General features: G+C 70.3%; 17 protein-coding genes. 5 read left to right on the top strand and 12 right to left on the bottom strand.

Annotation, left to right across the window (positions count from 1 at the left end):
* Positions 1-2 precede the first annotated feature (2 nt).
* The gene (locus AC1D12_RS06385) at positions 3-1,154 is read right to left on the bottom strand and encodes an NAD(P)/FAD-dependent oxidoreductase (protein ID WP_465111567.1); all 1,152 of its coding nucleotides are present in this window, start codon (positions 1,152-1,154) and stop codon (positions 3-5) included.
* A 142-nt stretch (positions 1,155-1,296) separates the two neighbouring features.
* Between AC1D12_RS06385 and AC1D12_RS06380 the strand changes: the two genes are divergently transcribed.
* A complete protein-coding gene (locus tag AC1D12_RS06380) occupies positions 1,297-2,118 on the top strand; it encodes a M90 family metallopeptidase (RefSeq protein WP_477824756.1) in 822 nt (273 codons plus the stop codon).
* Positions 2,119-2,122: 4 nt separating this feature from the next.
* On the opposite strand, the gene AC1D12_RS06375 is transcribed toward AC1D12_RS06380, so the two are convergent.
* From AC1D12_RS06375 to AC1D12_RS06360, 4 genes are all read right to left on the bottom strand, one after another.
* Entirely contained in the window at positions 2,123-2,632 is a 510-nt protein-coding gene (locus tag AC1D12_RS06375) for a DinB family protein (RefSeq protein ID WP_477824755.1), read from the bottom strand.
* Between the two features lie 93 nt (positions 2,633-2,725).
* Positions 2,726-4,207 (bottom strand): catalase, encoded by a 1,482-nt coding sequence (locus AC1D12_RS06370; protein ID WP_465111564.1) that lies wholly within the window; start codon positions 4,205-4,207, stop codon positions 2,726-2,728.
* A gap of 97 nt (positions 4,208-4,304) precedes the next feature.
* Positions 4,305-5,285, bottom strand: coding sequence for an AEC family transporter (locus AC1D12_RS06365; RefSeq protein ID WP_477839432.1), 981 nt, complete (start codon positions 5,283-5,285; stop codon positions 4,305-4,307).
* A 33-nt stretch (positions 5,286-5,318) separates the two neighbouring features.
* Positions 5,319-5,912, bottom strand: a complete 594-nt coding sequence (locus AC1D12_RS06360) for an SRPBCC family protein (RefSeq protein WP_477824752.1) — start codon at positions 5,910-5,912, stop codon at positions 5,319-5,321.
* A 62-nt stretch (positions 5,913-5,974) separates the two neighbouring features.
* On the opposite strand from AC1D12_RS06360, the gene AC1D12_RS06355 reads away from it, so the two are divergent.
* Positions 5,975-6,676, top strand: coding sequence for a glutathione S-transferase N-terminal domain-containing protein (locus AC1D12_RS06355; RefSeq protein ID WP_047501779.1), 702 nt, complete (start codon positions 5,975-5,977; stop codon positions 6,674-6,676).
* An 11-nt stretch (positions 6,677-6,687) separates the two neighbouring features.
* On the opposite strand, the gene AC1D12_RS06350 is transcribed toward AC1D12_RS06355, so the two are convergent.
* Entirely contained in the window at positions 6,688-7,122 is a 435-nt protein-coding gene (locus tag AC1D12_RS06350; RefSeq protein ID WP_047501777.1) for a PilZ domain-containing protein, read from the bottom strand.
* Positions 7,123-7,198: 76 nt separating this feature from the next.
* Positions 7,199-8,719: an alkaline phosphatase D family protein gene (locus AC1D12_RS06345; RefSeq protein WP_477824751.1), complete on the bottom strand. Its 1,521-nt coding sequence runs from the start codon at positions 8,717-8,719 to the stop codon at positions 7,199-7,201.
* 82 nt (positions 8,720-8,801) lie between these two features.
* On the opposite strand from AC1D12_RS06345, the gene AC1D12_RS06340 reads away from it, so the two are divergent.
* The 3 genes from AC1D12_RS06340 to AC1D12_RS06330 are packed head-to-tail and all read left to right on the top strand — an operon-like array spanning position 8,802 to position 12,204.
* Complete coding sequence (locus AC1D12_RS06340; RefSeq protein ID WP_477839430.1) at positions 8,802-10,913, top strand: ATP-dependent helicase; 2,112 nt, start codon at positions 8,802-8,804, stop codon at positions 10,911-10,913.
* Entirely contained in the window at positions 10,910-11,599 is a 690-nt protein-coding gene (locus AC1D12_RS06335; RefSeq protein WP_477824749.1) for a lysoplasmalogenase, read from the top strand. The genes AC1D12_RS06340 and AC1D12_RS06335 overlap by 4 nt, the downstream gene beginning before the upstream one ends.
* A complete protein-coding gene (locus AC1D12_RS06330) occupies positions 11,599-12,204 on the top strand; it encodes a DUF4337 domain-containing protein (RefSeq protein ID WP_477839428.1) in 606 nt (201 codons plus the stop codon). The genes AC1D12_RS06335 and AC1D12_RS06330 overlap by 1 nt, the downstream gene beginning before the upstream one ends.
* Positions 12,205-12,210: 6 nt before the next feature.
* On the opposite strand, the gene AC1D12_RS06325 is transcribed toward AC1D12_RS06330, so the two are convergent.
* From AC1D12_RS06325 to AC1D12_RS06305, 5 genes are all read right to left on the bottom strand, one after another.
* Positions 12,211-13,023: a LytR/AlgR family response regulator transcription factor gene (locus tag AC1D12_RS06325; protein WP_477839426.1), complete on the bottom strand. Its 813-nt coding sequence runs from the start codon at positions 13,021-13,023 to the stop codon at positions 12,211-12,213.
* A complete protein-coding gene (locus tag AC1D12_RS06320) occupies positions 13,020-13,442 on the bottom strand; it encodes a hypothetical protein (RefSeq protein ID WP_477824747.1) in 423 nt (140 codons plus the stop codon). Before AC1D12_RS06320 ends, AC1D12_RS06325 begins: the two co-directional genes overlap by 4 nt.
* Positions 13,439-14,914 carry a sensor histidine kinase gene (locus tag AC1D12_RS06315; protein WP_477839424.1) on the bottom strand — a complete coding sequence of 492 codons (1,476 nt, stop codon included), beginning with the start codon at positions 14,912-14,914 and terminating at the stop codon, positions 13,439-13,441. The genes AC1D12_RS06320 and AC1D12_RS06315 overlap by 4 nt, the downstream gene beginning before the upstream one ends.
* Positions 14,915-15,010: 96 nt before the next feature.
* Entirely contained in the window at positions 15,011-16,456 is a 1,446-nt protein-coding gene (locus tag AC1D12_RS06310; RefSeq protein ID WP_047501764.1) for a DUF1501 domain-containing protein, read from the bottom strand.
* Positions 16,457-16,466: 10 nt separating this feature from the next.
* Positions 16,467-18,139, bottom strand: a 1,673-nt coding sequence (locus AC1D12_RS06305; protein ID WP_477839422.1) for a DUF1800 domain-containing protein, incomplete at its 5' end; no start/stop codon positions are given.

Below are 18,139 nucleotides of genomic sequence, written 5' to 3'. Positions count from 1 at the left end.
AGCTACACCAGCAGCCCCGGCACCTGCGGCACCAGCGCCTGCCGCTGCGCCGTGGCACTGCCGAGCAGCGCGAAGCCGAGCAGCTGCCCGTCGCCGCTGTGGAAGCGCGCATCGCAGCCGTCGTCGCTGAGCGTCACCGTCCACGCGCCCGACGCGTCGAGCGGCGGCGGGCACACCACCGTCGGGCAGGCCGGCGTCTTCACGATCACCGGCATCGCCGGGTAGACGACGGGCGTCGGCTTGCCGGCCAGCGTCGCGGCCAGCGCGCGGGCCTGCTGCATGATCGGCATCACATAGGGCAGCGTGTGGCCGTCGACCTCGGCGCAGTCGCCGAGTGCATGCACGTTCGCGGCGCTGGTCGCGAGCAGCCGGTTCGTCACGATGCCGCGGTTGGTGGTGATGCCGGCTGCGTGCGCGAGCCCCGTGCGCGGGCGCAGGCCGACGGCCGACAGCACCAGGTCGGCGGCGAGCGTGCCGCCATCTTTCAACGTCAGCGTGAAGCCGCTGCCGTCGCGCTGCACCGCCGCGACCGAGGTGTTGAAGCGGAAGCCCACCCCGGCCGCCTCCAGCTTCTCGCGCAGCCGCGTGCTGGCCTGCTCCGGCAGCAAGCGCGGCAGCGCGCGCGGTGCAAGATCGATCACCGTCGGCGCGATGCCGCGCGCGAGCAGGTCGTTCGCGAACTCGCAGCCGATCAGCCCGGCGCCGAGGATCGCGACGCGCTGCACGCCGTCGAGCCGGTCGGCGAAGCGGGCGTAGTCGTCGAGGTCGTTGACCGACAGCACGTCGTCGGCGCCATCGCCGGCAAGCGGCACGCGGATCGGGTCGGCACCGAGCGCGAGCACCAGGTCGCGGTAGGCGATCGCCTCGCCGCCATCGAGCTCGACCACCTGCGCGGCCGTGTCGATGCGCGCGACGACCGCGTTCGCGCGCAGCGTCGCGTTCAACTCGGCCGCCATCTTCTCGGCCGGCTTCATCACCAGCGACGCGGCGGTCTTCTTGCCGGCCAGCGCGTTCGACAGCATCGGCTTCGAATAGAAGCCGGCCTGGTCGCGGCTGACGATGACGAGCGGGGTCGTGGTGTCGAGCTTGCGCAGTTCGCGCGCGAGCGTGAAACCGGCGAGGCCGGTGCCGAGGATGACGATGGGATGTGACATGGGCGCGGGCCGTGAAAAGCGGTCGCCACTGTAGCAGTGGGGCCGGCGGTTACCTTTGGAGGCAAGCTCCCGCCGCACACTCGCATTGAAATGCCGGAGCCCGGCTCCACGTGGGAATCTCCACCGACAAGGACACCACACCGTGCTGACCCTCATCATCGTCGTGTGCCTCGTCGGCGCCTTCATCGCCTGGCTGATCGGCGAACCGTCGTGGATCGAACTGCGCCGCCGCCGGGTGCGCGCCCGCCCGTTCCCGGCCGAATGGCGGCAGATCCTGCGCCGGCACGTGCCCTATGTGCGCGGCATGCCGGCCGACCTGCAGTTGCAGCTGAAGAAGCACATGCAGGTGTTCCTCGCCGAAAAGGTGTTCATCGGCTGCGGCGGCCTCGAGGTCACCGAGGCGATGCGCGTGACGATCGCCGCGCAGGCCTGCCTGCTGCTGCTGAACAAGCGCCGGCCCGGCTACTTCCCGAACCTGAGCCAGGTGCTGGTCTACCCGGGCGCTTTCGTCGTCGACAAGGTGCACACCGGCCCGGCCGGCGTGCTGCAGGAGCAGCGCCAGGTGCTGGCCGGCGAATCGTGGTCGCAGGGCCAGGTGATCCTGTCGTGGCACGACGCGCTGGAAGGCGCCGCCGAGGCGGACGACGGCCGCAACGTCGTGATCCACGAGTTCGCGCACCAGCTCGACCAGGAGAACGGCGACGCGAACGGCGCACCGTGGATCGGCCGCCGCCACCGCGCGCGCTGGGCGCAGGTGTTCGGCAGCGAATTCGCGCTGCTGCAGCAGCAGGCCGAGCGCGGCGAGGAGACGCTGTTGAGCCACTACGGCGCCACCAACCCGGCCGAGTTCTTCGCGGTCGCGAGCGAGGTGTTCTTCGAGCAGGCGCCGCAGATGGCCGCGCAGCATCCGGCGCTGTTCGCCGAACTGAGCCGGTTCTACCGCGTCAATCCGCTCAGCTGGTAAGGATTCAGCTGACGGCCGAAGCCGCGCGCGCCGCGTCGATCTTGCCGAGCAGCCACTGCAGGCCGGCCAGGTGCTGCTGGTCGTGGCTCGCGAGGTAGTGCACCAGGCTGAGCAGCGTCAGCGCGCCATAGCCCTCGAACACGGCGGTGCGCTCCCACTGGGGCGGCTCGATGCGCCGCAGCAGCGCCAGCGTCTGCTCGCGCGCCACGCGGAACGCCGCCAGCGCCTGCGCCGCATCGGCATGTGCATAGTCGCGCTCGATCGCGAGCGCATCGGTGTCGATCGACGCGAGCAGCGGCCGGTCTTCGTCCAGCGTGCGCCGCAGGCGCACGTGGTAGCCGTCGATCTCGATGTCGCGCACGTGGCACAGCTGCGCGAGCGGCGACAAGGCCTCGCTCGGCACGCCGTCCCAACTGTCGGGCACGAAGGTCTCGTACCCGCGGGGAACCTCGGCGTAGAAGGCCGCGAGCTGGTCGGGGAAACTGGCGAGTGCGTTCAGGGTGGCTGCATGCATCTCGCCAGTATGCCGATCAGGCTATCCAGTGGGTGATCAGGATGCCGAAGCCGAGGCCGTTGATCAGCATCCCGATCGCGAGGCGGACGGTCTTCATCGTGCACCCCCTTCGGCCAGCTTGCGGGCCACCGCGGCGCCGTAGGCCGGATCGGCCTTCGTGAAGTGCCCGATCTGCCGCAGGCGGATCTCATCCGACGGCACGCCGCGCATCGCGTTCGCGATGTTGCTCGTCAGGCGCTCCTGCTCGTCGGCCGGCAGCAGGCGGAACAGGTTGCCGGCCTGCGTGAAGTCGTCCGACTCGCCGCGCTCGTCGTAGCGAGCGGCCGCGCCATCCAGCGGCCAGCCGGCGTCGCCGTGCCCGAAGCCCTGCGGCGCACTGCCGCGCGCATCCACCGGCGCGTAGTTCTGCGCGGCGCTGCTGCCGTTCGGGTCGCCCGCGCTGCCGGCCATGCTGCCGTCGCGCTGCTGGTGGTGCACCGGGCAGCGCGGCCGGTTCACCGGCAGGTGCTGGTGGTTGGTGCCCACGCGGTACAGCTGCGCATCGTGGTACGCGAACAGCCGGCCCTGCAGCATCTTGTCGGGGCTGAAGCCCAGGCCCGGCACGATGTTGGCCGGCGACAGCGCGGCCTGCTCCACCTCGGCGTGGTAGTTCACCGGGTTGCGGTTCAGCTCCAGCACGCCGACCGGGATGCGCGGGAAATCCTTGTGCGGCCACACCTTGGTCAGGTCGAACGGGTTCCAGCCGGTGCGCGCTTCCCACGTCGCCGCCTCGGCCTCGGTCATCACCTGGATGAACACGTTCCACTTCGGGAAGTCGCCCGCCGCGATGGCACCGAACAGGTCGCGCTGCGCATGGTCGGGGTCGCTGCCGGCCAGCCGTGCCGCGTCCTCGGGCAGCAGGTTCTTGATCCCCTGCTGCGTCTTCAGGTGCCACTTGACCCACACCCGCTCGCCGCCCGCGTTGACCAGGCTGAAGGTGTGGCTGCCGAAGCCGTCCATGTGGCGGTAGCCGTCCGGCGTGCCCCGGTCGCTGAACAGCATCGTCACCTGGTGCAGGCTTTCCGGCGCGCGGCTCCAGAAGTCCCACATCATCGTCGCCGACTTCAGGTTCGTCTGCGGATCGCGCTTCTGCGTGTGGACGAAATCGGGGAACTTGATCGCGTCCTTGATGAAGAACATCGGCGTGTTGTTGCCGACCAGGTCCCAGTTGCCGTCTTCGGTGTAGAAGCGCACCGCGAAGCCGCGCGGGTCGCGCTCGGTGTCGGCACTGCCCTTCTCGCCGCCGACGGTCGAGAAGCGCACGAAGGTCTCGGTCTGCTTGCCGATCGCGCTGAACAGCTTCGCGTGGGTGTAGCGGCTGATGTCGTGCGTGACGGTGAAGGTGCCGTAGGCACCCGAGCCCTTCGCGTGCACGACGCGCTCGGGGATGCGTTCGCGGTTGAAGTGCTGCAGTTTCTCGATCAGGTGGAAATCCTGCAGCAGCACCGGGCCGCGCGGGCCGGCGGTGATCGAGTTCTGGTTGTCGACCACCGGAATGCCGGAGGCGGTGGTGAGGCGGGAAGGGGTTTGGCTCATGCGAGGGCTCCTGGTTCGGTGCCCTCAGTGTCGGAAAGCCGCCTCTCGCCGTAAATTCAATTGATCAAAGAACGTCAATAGCGAATTTAAATCGACCTCAGCCGCCGCCCGCCAGCGGGATCAGCCAGCCCGCCAGCAGCGAGAAGCTGGCGAAGGCCAGCACGGTGCTGGCCATGATGATGCGGGCGATGCGGCCGTTGTCGGCCCGGTAGCGCTCGGCCAGCAGCGAGACGTTGCTCGCGCTCGGCAGCGCGGCCGCCAGCGTCAGCACGGCCAGCCCGAAATCGCTGACCGCGAGGCCGGCCCGGCGCGCCGCCAGCCCGAGGCCGAACACCAGCAGCGGGTGCACGAACAGCTTGATCAGCGCGACCGGCAGGTAGCGCCCGAGCGGCGTGCGGCTGTGCGCATGCTGGCCGGCGCGCCACAGCACGGCGCCGATCGTGAACAGCGCGACCGGCGTCGCCGCATCGCCCAGCATCCGCACGATCTGCGCGAGCGGCCCCGGCAGTTCACGGCCGCTGGCGGCCAGCAGCGCGCCGAGCCCGATCGCCCACGGCAGCGGGTTGCCGAGCGCGCCGCGCAGCGAGCGGCGCAGCGAGACGCCGAGGTCGTCGTGCGGCGTGCCGTCGTGCCGGCGCGATTGCGCGAGTGCCACGCACAGCGAGCTGGTGAGCAGCAGGTCGACCAGCACGGTGCCGATCACCGGCCCGGCGGCGCGCTCGCCGAGCAGCGCGGCCAGCAGCGGCACACCCATGAAGCCGGTGTTCGGGAACGCGGCGACCAGCGCGCCGAAGGCGGCGTTCTTCAGGTCGAGGCCGCGCCGCATCGTCAGCGTGACCGTCAGCACCACCACCAGCAGCGCACAGGCGGCGTAGATGCCGATCAGCGCCGGATCGATCAGCTGCGCGAACGGCATGCTGGCGCCGAAGCGGAACAGCATGCACGGCAGCGCGAAGAACAGCACGAAGGCGTTGAGGCCGGGGATCGCGGCTTCGGGCAGCACGTGCTGGCGGGCGGCGAGGTAGCCGCACAGCACCAACGCGAAGAAGGGGATGGTGACGGCGAGGATGGACTGCACAGCGGGCAAGTATCGCCCGTGTACGGACCTCTTTCAGGGCGAGGCAGGCGACGACGCCGGCGAGGCCACGTGCGCCGCAGCGCCCTGTCGCCGCCGGATCTCGGCGATCAGCTCGTCGTACTGCCTGCCCGTCTCCGACTTGATCAGCGACGGCCCGATGCCCGGCGGCACCCAGCGGTTCGGCACGTACTCGCCGTGGAAGGTGATCAACGTGTGCCCGCTGTCGGGTGCCGTGAGGCGGGTCGTCGCCTCGTAGCTCTTGAAATCGCCGCTGACCAGGTGCGAGCGGATCTCCTGCGGCGCGACCAGCTCGACCGAGCGCACGCTGTGGAACGCGAAGTGCAGCAGGCCGTGGCGCGCCTCGCCGCTTTGCTCGACCTGCAGCGCGCCACCCTCATGGCCGATCACCGCGCTCGACTTCAGGTTCGAGACGAAGCCCGCCATGTGCTCGTAGTCGGTCAGCACCGCCCACACCTGCTCGCGCTCGGCGGCCACGCTCGCTGTGACGTCGAGCACGACCTTGCCGTCCTGCAGCACCACCTGCACGTCGACCGGCTGCGCCTGCGCCGAGGTGCACGGCAGCGACAGCAGCAATCCGGCGCACAGGAGGGCGGAGCGGGCATCCATCGCGCGATGCTAAGACAGCCGGCCGTCCGGTGCACGCCTGGCCACTTTGCCTACACTGCCGCATGGCCGCACACCCTCCCCTGAAGCTCTTCATCGCCAACAAGAACTACTCGTCGTGGTCGCTGCGCCCGTGGGTGCTGATGCGCACGCTGCAGATCCCGTTCGACGAACAGCTGGTGCCGTTCGGCGCGGGCTCGCAGGCGGAGGTCTTCGGCGCCTTCTCGCCCTCGGGCAAGGTGCCCTGCCTGGTCGATGGCGAGACGGTGGTCTGGGATTCGCTGGCGATCATCGAGTACCTGGCCGAGGCGCATCCACGGGCCTGGCCGGTGGAGCGCGGCGCGCGGGCCTGGGCGCGCAGCGCGGCCGCCGAGATGCATTCCGGCTTCTTCACCGTGCGCAACCTGTGCTCGATGAACTGTGGCGTGCGGGTGCGGATCGAGCCGGTGCCGCCGGCGCTGCAGGCGGAGTGGGACCGGCTCTCGGCGTTGTGGGATGAAGGGCTCGCCCGCTTCGGCGGGCCGTTCCTGGCGGGCCCGCAGTTCACGGCCGTGGATGCGTTCTTCGCACCGCTGGCCTTTCGGGCGCAGACTTATTCACCGACGCTCTCGGCGCGTTCGAACGAGTACCTCGCGCGCCTGCTGGCCTTGCCGGCCATGCAGTCGTGGTACGCCGATGCGCTGGCCGAACCGTGGCGCCACCAGGGCCACGAAGAAGAAGTCCATGCGGTGGGCAGCTTGCTGCAGGATCTGCGCTCGCCGCGCTGATGCGCGGCGGCTCAGTGCGGCCGGCCGGCGGCGATGGCCGGAAAGTCGCGCGCATAGCGGTCGATCCATTCGGTCGCCGCTTCCTCCGCGCTGAGCTGCCGGCCCTCGATGCGGCTGACCGACTGCCGGTAGTCCTCGATGTGGCACACCTGCTCGACCATGCGCGCGAGGAACGCGACCTCGGCATCGAGGAAGGTCACGCCCACCTCGTAGCCTTCGATCTCGCTCGGCTCGCACCAGGCCACGCGGGCATCGGCCTCGAAGGCCGGCTGCACATAGGGAATGCAGATGTGCACATGCTCGCCCGGCGCCACCGCGCGGTCGACATGCACCGCCAGGCCGCCCGCGCTGATGTCATGCGCATGCGCCGCAGCCGCCGGGCCGTGCAGGTTGCCGGTACCGATCTCGACCGGCAGATCGACAGGGTGGCGGATGAACTGTCTCATGGTGTGCCGCGAGTATTCGCCATCTGCGCGCGCAACGCCAATAACCCATTTGAAGGGGTGGATTGGCCCTTCTTCGTCATCCGACCTGCGCGCCCGCCCGCCCGGCCTCGACGCCATAGCGCGCCGCAGTACGGATGCTCGCGTTGGGATCGTTTGCATCGCTGACCACGCGCAACGCGGCCTCCAGGCGCTGCGGATCCAGCCGGAAGCTCATGTAGCCGCGCTCCTCGCTGCGCGCATAGCGGATGTGCGGGTTCAGCGGCAGCGCCGCATCGAGCCGGTCCTGCGCCATGCCGTGGCTCGTGATCGAGGTGCCGCAGAACTCGGTGGCGAGCGGTGCCGCATCGCCGGGGCGGCGCTTCAGGTCGGCGACGTAGTTGCAGTGCACATCGCCGCTCAGCACCACCGGGTTGGCGGCGCGCCGCTCGGCCAGCGTGTCGAGCAGCCGCTCGCGCGCGACCGGGTAGCCGGCCCAGCCGTCGGTCCAGAAGCGGCCTTCCTTCGTCCAGGTGAACGGCGCCATCAGCGTCTGCTGCGCGAGCAGGTTCCAGCGTGCGTCGGTCTGTGCCAGGCCCTCGCCCAGCCAGCGCTCCTGCGCCGCGCCGAGCAGCGTGCGTCCGGGCTTCATCAGCTCGGGGCAGGCGGCCAGGTCGATGGTGCTCGAGCCGCCGCGGCCCGGCTTCGGGCAGGCCTGGTGGTCGCGGTACTGGCGGTCGTCGAGCACATGGAAGCGCGCCAGAGCGCCCCAGTCGTAGCGGTCGAACACCTGCGCATTCGCGCGCACCGGCCGCGCCGACAGCGGCAGCGGCATGTGCTCCCACCAGGCCTGGTAGGCTGCGGCGCGGCGTTCGAGGAAGTTCGGCGCCAGGTCCTGGCCCTGGTCGTTCGCGTAGTCGTTCGCGACCTCGTGGTCGTCCCAGGTGACGATCCACGGCGCCACGGCATGGATGCGCTGCAGGTCGGCATCGCCCTTGTACTGCGCATAGCGGGCCCGGTACTGCGCGAGCGTCGTCGCGTCGCCGCTGCCCTCGTGCACGCGCACGCGGCCGGCGACCGGGCCGTACTCGTAGATGTAGTCGCCGAGGAAGACGACCAGGTCGGGCGATTCGTCGGCAAGGTGGCGCCACGCCGCGAAGTGGCCATGGTCCCAGCGCTGGCACGACGCGATCGCGAAGGCCAGCGATTCGCTCGCGCCGGCCGGCGGCGCGGTGCGGGTGCGGCCGGTCGCGCTGCGCGCGCCGAGCGCGGTGAAGCGGTAGAAGTAGCTGCGCGACGGCGCGAGCTCGCGCGGCTGCGCATGCACGCTGTGGCCCCAGGCGGCCTCGGCGGTCTCGGTGCCGCGCGCGACGACCTGGGTGAAGGCCTCGTCGCGCGCCAGCTCCCACTGCACCGGCACGCGCGCCGGCAGGTCGGCACCGATCAGGCGYGTCCACAGCACGACGCTGTCGGCACGCGGCGAACCGGAGGCGATGCCGAGCGGGAAGCGGTCGATGTCGGCGGCACGTGCCGCCCGAACGAACAACGGGGCACCTGTACCGAATGCCGTGGCCGCGGCCCATTGCAACAGGCGGCGGCGGTCGAAGGAAGTGGGGCTCATGGAAGGGGCGGCAAGAAAGCTCGGAGGGGATCGCGATTGTTCTATCACAGTCACGCGGACTCGCCGCGACGGACGCTCGCCTATGATCGATGCGAGTTTGCTTCCGAGCCGTTCCCCCGTGTCCTCCTCCCCCGATTCCGTCTCCACGCTGAACAACGCCCAGATGGAGGCGGTGCAGCACCTGTCCGGCCCCTGCCTGGTGCTGGCCGGCGCCGGCTCGGGCAAGACGCGGGTGATCACGCACAAGATCGCGCGGCTGCTGCAGGCCGGCTATGCGCCGGGGCAGATCGCCGCGATCACCTTCACCAACAAGGCCGCGCAGGAGATGCGCGAGCGCGCCAAGTCGCTGATCGGCGCGCGCGCCGCCAAGCACCTGGTGGTCAGCACCTTCCACTCGCTGGGCGTGCGCATCCTGCGTGCCGAGGGCGAGCGGCTGGGCCTGAAGGAGAAGTTCAGCATCCTCGACAGCGACGACGTGCTCGGCATCCTGAAAGACGCCGGCGGCACCACCGACATCGCGATGGCGCGCCGCTGGCAGTGGACCATCAGCCTGTGGAAGAACGAGGGCCTGGGCAGCGACGACGTGAAGCCCGAGACCGACGACGACGTGGTCGCGCAGAAGGTGATGAAGCGCTATGAAGAACGGCTCGCGGCCTACCAGGCGGTCGACTTCGACGACCTGATCGGCCTGCCGTACCGGCTGCTGAAGCGCGATGCCGAGGCGCGCGCCACCTGGCAGAACACGCTGCGCTACGTGCTCGTCGACGAGTACCAGGACACCAACGCGATCCAGTACGAGCTGCTGAAGAGCATCGTCGGCGAGCGCGGCATGTTCACCGCGGTGGGCGACGACGACCAGAGCATCTACGGCTGGCGCGGCGCGACCATCGAGAACCTGCGCCGCCTGCCGCAGGAGTACGCCGACCTGAAGGTGATCCCGCTGGAGCAGAACTACCGCTCCACCGGCTACATCCTGCGCGCCGCCAACAACGTGATCGGCAACAACCCGAAGCTGTTCGAGAAGAAGCTGTGGAGCGCGTTCGGCGACGGCGAGCCGGTGCAGCTGGTCGAGTGCGACAACGAGGAGCACGAGGCCGAGCGCGCAGTGGCGCGCATCCAGGCGATCCGCGCGAACGGCGCGGCCGACGGCGTGCAGTTCAAGGATTTCGCGATCCTGTACCGCGCCAACCACCAGGCGCGGGTGATCGAGAAAGCCCTGCGCAAGGCCGAGCTGCCGTACAAGGTGTCGGGCGGCCAGAGCTTCTTCGACCGCGCCGAGATCCGCGACCTGTGCGCCTGGCTGCGGCTGCTGGTCAACAACGACGACGACCCGGCSTTYCTGCGCGCGGTSACCACRCCCAAGCGCGGCATCGGCCACCAGACGCTCGGCAGCCTCGGCGAGTTCGCCGGCAAGTGGAAGACCAGCCTGTACGAGGCGCTGTTCGCCGAGAGCCTGGGCACCGCGATCAACGCACGCGCGATCGGCTCGCTGCACGAGTTCGGCCGCTACGTCAGCGATTTCGAGTACCGCGCGCGCCACACCACCGGCGCCGAGGACGCGAAGGCGCTGCTGATGGGCTGGCTGAAGGACATCGACTACGAGAAGCACCTGTACGACGGCGAAGACAGCGAGAAGCTGGCCGCATCGCGCTGGTCGAACGTGATCGACTTCATCGACTGGATCGCCAAGCGCTGCGGCGGCGAGATCGAGAACGACGGCGGCATGAGCATCGAGACCGAGCGCACCAGCGTGCTCGACGTCGCGCAGACCATCTCGGTGATCATGAGCCTGGCCGAGCGCGGCGAGGAGCAGGACGTGATCACGCTGTCGACGCTGCACGCGTCGAAGGGCCTCGAGTGGCCGCACGTGGTGCTGGCCGGCGTCAACGAAGGGCTGCTGCCGTTCCGCAGCGACGACGAGGAGATGACGCCGCAGCGGCTCGAGGAGGAGCGCCGGCTGATGTACGTCGGCATCACGCGGGCCCGCACGACGCTCGCGGTGAGCACGCTGCGCCGGCGCAAGCGCGGGCGCGATTTCGTGCAGGGCATCCCGAGCCGCTTCATCGGCGAGATGAAGCTGCACGAGGCCGGCCCGAAGGAAGACCCGCGCGAGAAGCTGAAGGCGCTGCGCGCCGCGGCGCAGGCGCGGGCCGAACTGGCCAAGGCGGCAGCACCGGCGGCGGGGGCGGAATGAAGCCGATCACCTGGATGGTGTGGACAGGGGCCATCGTCGCGAGCGCGGCGCTGGCCATCGCGTCGGGCGACGGCTGGATCGCGGCGCACTGGCTGTTCGTGTTCAAGCCGCTGACCACGCTGCTGATCATCGCGTTCGCATGGCCGCGCGGGGCCGATGCGCCGGCGCGGCGGCGCTGGGTGCGGGTGGGGCTGCTGCTGTCGCTGGCCGGCGATGTGGCGCTGCTGTGGCCGGTGCAGGGCTTCCTGCCGGGGCTGGTGGCCTTCCTGCTGGCGCACCTGGCGTACATCGCCGCGTTCACGCGCGGCGTGCGCTTCGGCGCCTGGCCGGTGGCGTTCGCCGCGTATGCGCTGGTGGCCGGCGCGATCCTCGCGTTGCTGTGGCACGGCGTGCCGCAGCCCTTGCGCGTGCCGGTGCTCGCGTATGTGGCCTGCCTCGCGGCGATGGCCGCCCAGGCCGCCACGGCCTGGCGGGCGGCGCATGCCGATGGCGCAGCCGCGGCGCACCACGCGCGGCACGCGGCCGTGGGCGCCGCGCTGTTCGTCGTCTCCGACGCCTTGCTGGCCACCGACCGCTTCGGGCCGCCGCTGCCGCTGGCAGCGCTGCTGATCCTCGCGACCTACTGGGCGGCGCAGTTCCTGATGGCGGCCTCGATGCGCCGCGGCGAACCGATGGAGACGACCTGATGGACGTGGACCCGATGCAGTCCGTGGAGTCGCTGCAGGAGGCCTCCTCCGTGGCGAAGCGCAATGCGCGGCTGAATGCGGTGGTGGCGGTGAGCGTCGCGATCCTCGCGACCTTCATGGGCATCTGCAAGGTCAAGGACGACAACATCGTGCAGGCCATGCAGCAGGCGCAGGCCGACAAGCTGGACCATTGGTCCTACTACCAGGCCCGCAACGTGCGGCAGGAGGTGGCCGATGCGACGCTGACCCAGCTGCGGCTCGCACGCGCCGAGCGCAGCGGCGCGCAGGCCGCGGCCTACGACACCGAGATCGCCCGCTACGCCRCGATCGCGGCCGACCAGGCGAAGAAGAAGCTCGAGGTCAAGGCCCAGGCCGAGCAGGACCAGAAGACCTACGACGCGCTGAACTTCCGCGATGACCAGTTCGACCTGTCGGACGCGGCGCTCGCCATCGCGATCGCGCTGCTGGCGGTGACCGCGCTGACGCAGCTGTGGTGGCTGTACTGGCTCACCTGGGTGCCGATGGGCTTCGGCGTGCTGATGGGCGTCGCGGGGCTGGGCGGCCTGGGCATCCATCCGGATGCATTGGTCAGGCTGCTCAGCTGAAGGCAGCTACATCCCCTTGAACAGGCCGGTGAAGCTGCGCGACACCTCCAGCTTCTCGTTGTGCCCCTTGACGCTCACCAGCTGACGCCCGCGCAGGTCGCGCGTCACGCCCGAGATCGCCTGCGTGTTGACGAGCGTCGAGCGGTGGATCTGCCAGAACTGGTTCGGGTCCAGCTCGTCCAGCAGCTCCTTGATCGGCTTGCGGATCAGCGCCTCGATCGTCGCCGTCTGCACCCGCGTGTACTTCTCGTCGGAGATGAAGAACAGCACGTCGTCGACCGGGATCATCTGGATGCTCTGCCCGACCGTCGCCTGGATCCAGCGCAGCCGCTGCGGCGCGCTGCCCGGGTTCAGCTGCTGCGCGAGCTTCTGCAGCAGCTGCTGCATGTCGGGGCCGGCCACCGGCGGCGCCTCGTTCGACGCCGCGCGCTGCGCAAGCCGCTTGCGGATGCGCTCCACCGTCAGCGCGAGCCGCTCGCGCTCGGCCGGCTTCAGCACGTAATCGACGAYGCCCTGCTCGAAGGCCTCGACCGCATACTGGTCGTAGGCGGTGATGAAGACGATCTCGCAGCCGTCCCAATCATCGTCGCCGGCCGCCAGCTGGCCGATCTGGCGCGCCGCCTCGACACCGGTCATGCCCGGCATCCGGATGTCGAGGAAGACCAGGTCGGGCCGGTGCTGCGTGGTCAGCTCCACCGCCTCGATCCCGTTCTTCGCCTCGGCGACGATCTCCAGTTCGGGCCACACCTCGGCGAGTCGCGCGCGAAGCTGCTCGCGCATCAGCCGCTCGTCGTCGGCAATCACAGCTCGGATGTTCATGCCTGGATCGTAGCCTCAGCCGAGGCTTGCGGGGCCTTCGGCTTGCGCTCCAGCACGCGCCACACCAGCCACAGCAGCCCGGCCACCAGCAGCACCGGCGACAGCAGCAGCCCGGCGGCGATCAGCGCCACCGCGACGGCGATGCCGACGGCCAGCGCGGCGAACAGCAGCGGCACGCCCAGGCCCACCATCAGCGTGAACGGCACGACGATCGCCACCACCAGCGCGGCCACCAGCAGGCAGGCGGTGATCACCAGCCACTGGCCGGCCTGCAGCGACGGCAGCATCCACGACTCGCCGTCGATGCTCACGTGGATGCCGTCGGCCGGCAGGCTGTGGATCAGCGCTGCCGCGGCGAGGCCGGCCATCACGAGGGCGCTGAGGCCGAGGCACAGGAAGAGCTTGAGGATGCGTTTCATGCAGGGGCTCCTTCGGAGGTCTTGGCGCGGTAGGGCACGGTGATCGTCACCCGCGTGCCGCCACCGGGGTTCTCGGACACGGTCAGGCTGGCCGCGCTGCCGTACAGCAGCTGCAGGCGTTCGCGGATGTTCGCGAGGCCGATGCCGGTGCCGGCGGTCGCGGCCTTGCCGAAGCCGAGGCCGGTGTCGGCCACCGACACCGCGAGCTTGCCGTGCACGATCTCGGCGGCCACCGTCAGCGCGCCGCCCTCGGCCTTCGGTTCCAGCCCGTGCTTGATCGCGTTCTCGACCAGGCTCTGCAGCATCATCGGCGGGAACTCGGCCGACAGCAGGCCGTCGCTCACGCGCACCTCGGTCTGCAGGCGCTCTTCCATCCGCACCTTCAGGATCTCCAGGTAGGGCCGGATCACCGCGAGCTCGCGGCCCAGGTCGCGCGTGGCCTGCGCATTGGCCTCGCGCATCGTCGGCATGCTGGCGCGCAGCAGCGCGATCAGGTTCTTCTGCATCTTGCTGGCGCGCGGCGGGTCGGTCTCGATCAGGTGGTCGATGCTCGCCAGCGTGTTGAACAGGAAGTGCGGCTCGACCTGCGCCTGCATCGCGGCCATGCGGGCCTCGATCACCTGGCGCTTCAGCGCCTCGGACTCGGCCATCTCGGTGGCGACCACTGCCTGCGCCTCGGCCTTGAAGCGGCCGGCGGCCATGATCTTGATCACCATCGAGATGAAGATCAGCAGGAAGGTGAAGCCGGGCAGGTGGTCGCCGGGGCGGAAGCCCTTGATCGTGACGGTGTCCATCTCGTCGTCGGCCGCCATCTTCTCGAGCACGCGGTCGGCGGCCTCGCGCTGGGCGTCGGCCGCGGCCTCCTGCGCATCGGCGATCGCCCGCTGGATGTCGGCCTTGGCCTCCTCGACCGCGGCACGCACCTCCTCGGTGTCGGCGTTCTTCGGCAGCTTGACCTCGATGGCCGGCACCGAGATCGTGATGCCGGCAGCGGCCGATGCGGCGGCCGACGCGGCCGGCGCCGCCGGGCCGATGCGCACGCCGCGATCGTCGATCGTCACGCCGCCGGCACGCACGCCCTTGTCATCGATCTCCAGCGGCCCGATGCGCACGCCCTTGTCGTCGATCGTGACCTCGAACGGCTTGCCGGCGATGGTCACGTTGGCGCGCTTGGCCGGCTCGGCCGACGCGGCGCTGGCGGGCGTGGCCGGTGCGGCGGGTGCCGTGACCGCCGGCGCCTTGCGCTTCTTCGGGCCCTTCACGACGACGCGGTCGTCGGTCCAGCGCAGGTTGAACGGCGGCAGGTCGGACAGGATGCCGGCGGCGATCAGCGCCAGCACCGACAGCAGGATGAAGCGCTTCCAGCTGATGCTGTCCAGCCAGCGGGCGTAGGCGCTGAAGGCGCGGCGGGCGGCCGGCAGCATCGAGCCGGTGAAGCCGGGGGCGGCGGGCGGGGTGGGAGTCGAGACCATGCAGCCACTGTAAGCGGCGGCACGGGGGCGGCGCGACAGCCGGGCGACGGTCCGGCCGATCGGCCGGACAGGCTGCAGCCATCCGCGACAGAGCGGCTACAGGAAGCCGAGCTTCTTCGTCGCGAAGTTCTTCAGGTTCGGCAGCACGGTCGCGAGCTGCGTGTCGGTGGCGCCGAACCAGCCGAGCATCGTGGCCGCGTACTGGTCGACCGAGGTGGTCGGGATCCAGCGGCCCTGCAGCTCCCAGCTGTCCTTGCCGACGTCGTCCGGCCCGCCCAGCGTCAGCGTCGGGAAGCTGCCGTAGCTGGTGCCGCCCTTCACCGCGCCGCCCACCACCAGGTGGTTGCTGCCCCAGGCGTGGTCGGTGCCGTTGCTGTTGTTCGGCGTGAAGGTGCGGCCGAAGTCGCTTTGCGTGAAGGCCGTCACGGCATCCGCCATGCCGAGGTTCTTCATCGCGGCGTAGAACGCGCCCAGCGCGTCGCCGACTTCCTTCAGCAGGTCGGCGTGGGCGCCGGTGGTCGGCCCGCCGGTGACCTGGTTGGCATGCGTGTCGAAGCTGTCGATCGACGCGAAGAAGATCTGCCGGTTGCCCTGCACCGTGCCGTTGGCGGCGATCAGCTTGGCCACCTGGTAGAGCTGCTTGGCCAGCCCCGTCTTCAGCGTGCTGCCGGAGATCAGCGGCGCGAACGCGCTGTCGATCGCCGCCAGCGCGCCGGTGCCGCCGGGCGTCACCGCCACGGTCGCGGCGAGCCGGTCCGACACGGCGAAGGCGTTGCGCTGCGCCGCCGCATAGGCATCGGCGAGCGCGGCATCCTGCGCCTGCGCGTACAGCGCATCGATCGCCTTCTTGCGCGCCGTGTTCGACGCGTTGTTGGTCAGGTCCTTCGGCTGCAGGTTGTAGGCGCCGAACGTGGCGCCCGGGTCGGGCAGCACCAGCGGGGTCTGGGCCGACGACAGGCCGAAGCGCGTCGAGCCGGCGACCGAGATCACCGGGTTCGCGGTGCCCAGCGCCTCGGACGCCCGGCCGCCCCAGCCGGTGCGGGTCAGCGAGTCGGAGGTGCCGGTCTCCCACAGGATCTGCTGGTCGGAGTGCGAGAACAGGTTGTCGGGCAGCAGGTCGGAGCTGGCAGCGGCGGCACGGTACTGGTCCTTCGTGAGCGGCGAGTTCAGCGTGCCGAGGTTCAGCACCGGCGCGAGCTTGCCGTCGGCCCAGGCGGTGGACAGCGCCGCGAGCGACGGGTGCAGCCCGTAGTTGATGCCGGCCAGGTTCACGAGGTTGGCCTTCGGGATCGCGAGGCCCTTGCGCACGGCCGCGTACTGGTCGTAGCGGGTGTCGGTCGGCACGATGGTGTTGAAGCCGTCGTTGCCGCCGTACATGAAGAGGCAGACCAGCGCCTTGTAGTCGGCCGCGTACGCCGGGCGGGCGCCGAGCAGCAGGTTGGACAGCGTGCCGGTGCCGAGCGCGCCGGCCAGCGTGGCGCCGGAGCCGAGCAGCCAGCGGCGGCGGTCCATCGAAGCGGGAGCGTGGGTGGGGTGTGTCATGTCGGGCTCCTCAGCGCTGCACTTGGTAATTGGGCGAGCCGAACACGAGGTAGGCGGCCATCTTCACGCGGTTGAGCTTCTGCGCGTCGGTGCTGGAGCCCGAGACCGACACCGCGGCGATCACGTCGGTGCGCGGCCCGGCCGGCAGCGCCTGGCCGATCGCCAGCATCGACAGCCGGTCGACCAGCTTGGCGGCATCGGTCGCGTCGGCGGTGAAGGCCGAGAGGTCCACCAGCGTGCCCACCGGGTTCGGTGCACCGCTGTCGGCCGGCTTGGTGCCGCCCCAGTCGAACAGGTAGGTCAGGAAGTTGAGCCGCTCCAGCGCCGAGTTGGCGTTGYGGATGCCGAAGGCCGGGCCGACCAGCGTGGTGCCGGGCACCGGGTAGTCGGGCGGGTAGTAGTTGAAGACCGAGGGCGGGCGGAACACGTGCTGGCGCAGGCTGTCGCCCCACCACCAGCTCAGCGAGTCGCCGTCGGTGTTGCCGTTCAGCGCGCGCAGCGTGCCGGTGAACATCAGCGTGGGCTCGCGCAGCTTGCCGCTGTTGCGCGTGGCGGTCTCGGCACGCGCCTCGCTGTCGAGCAGCACGGCCGCGACGGTGGCGGCCAGGTCGCCGTTCCTGCCGCTGCCCCAGCTCTTGTCGAAGTACGTGTACTTGCCGCTGCTGAACGCGGCCGACACGCGGGCCACGTACTGCGGCGTCGGGTTGCTGGTGACAAGCTGCTGGATCAGCTGCTTGCCGATGAAGGGCGCGGTGTTGGGATGTGCCATCAGGCTGTCGAGCACGGTCTCGAGCGCGGCCGGGGCCTTGGTGCCGGCCGCGAGCTGGGCGCCGCCCAGCAGGTCGCGCGCGGTGGTGTCGTGGAACTTGTCGACCGCGATCATGTCGCCGCCGTAGTAGCGGCAGTTCATGCCGGTCGGGTAGCAGCCGTACGAGGTGGCGCCGCCGGCCGGGTAGGTCCAGCCGGTCAGCGCGAAGGCATAGGCGCGCACGGTGTCGTTGCTGTAGGTCGGCACGCACTTGCCGGTCTTCAGCGAACCGTCGGTGTTCAGCTCGCAGGTGCCGATCGAGAACAGCTGCAGCAGCTCGCGCGCGTAGTTCTCGTTCGGCGCGGCCTTGTCGTTGTTCGCGTTGTTCAGGAAGTCGCCCATCACCGGCGACAGCGTCACCTTCTTGAGCACGTCGCGGTAGTTGCCGAACGCGTTGTCGAGCAGGTTGTTGTAGTAGACGCGGAAGCCGTAGTTGCCGCTGACCTCGAGGCTGTTGACGACGACGACCTGCTGCAGCGCGAACGCGACGCGCTGGCGCAGCTGGTCGGGCTGCTTCACCGCGTTGCGGTAGAAATCCCACAGCAGCGGCTCGGTCGAGAACCAGTCGCGCCAGCAGTCGGGCTCGTTGACGTGGGCCGGCAGCTCGCAGAAGTCGGTGGCGCTGGTGTTCTGGTGGATCTCGCCGGTCTTGCCGCTGGTGTAGCGCGAGCTGTTGAGCGCCATCTGCGCGGTGATCCAGGCGGCGGCGCCCTTGGACTTGATGTCGGTGACGAGGGCCTCGCTCGGGCCGAAGCTGGCCTGGTCGGCGAGGCGGACGGCGTCGCGCTGAGTGGCGGTGGCCGGGGCGGTGGGGGCGGGTGCCGGGGCTGGAGCCGGTGCAGGCGCCGGAGCGGGGGCCGGCGCGGGGGCCGGCG

The organism is Rhizobacter sp. P1_G5 (genome assembly GCF_056405435.1).
This window is presented reverse-complemented; position numbering and strand designations above follow the sequence as displayed.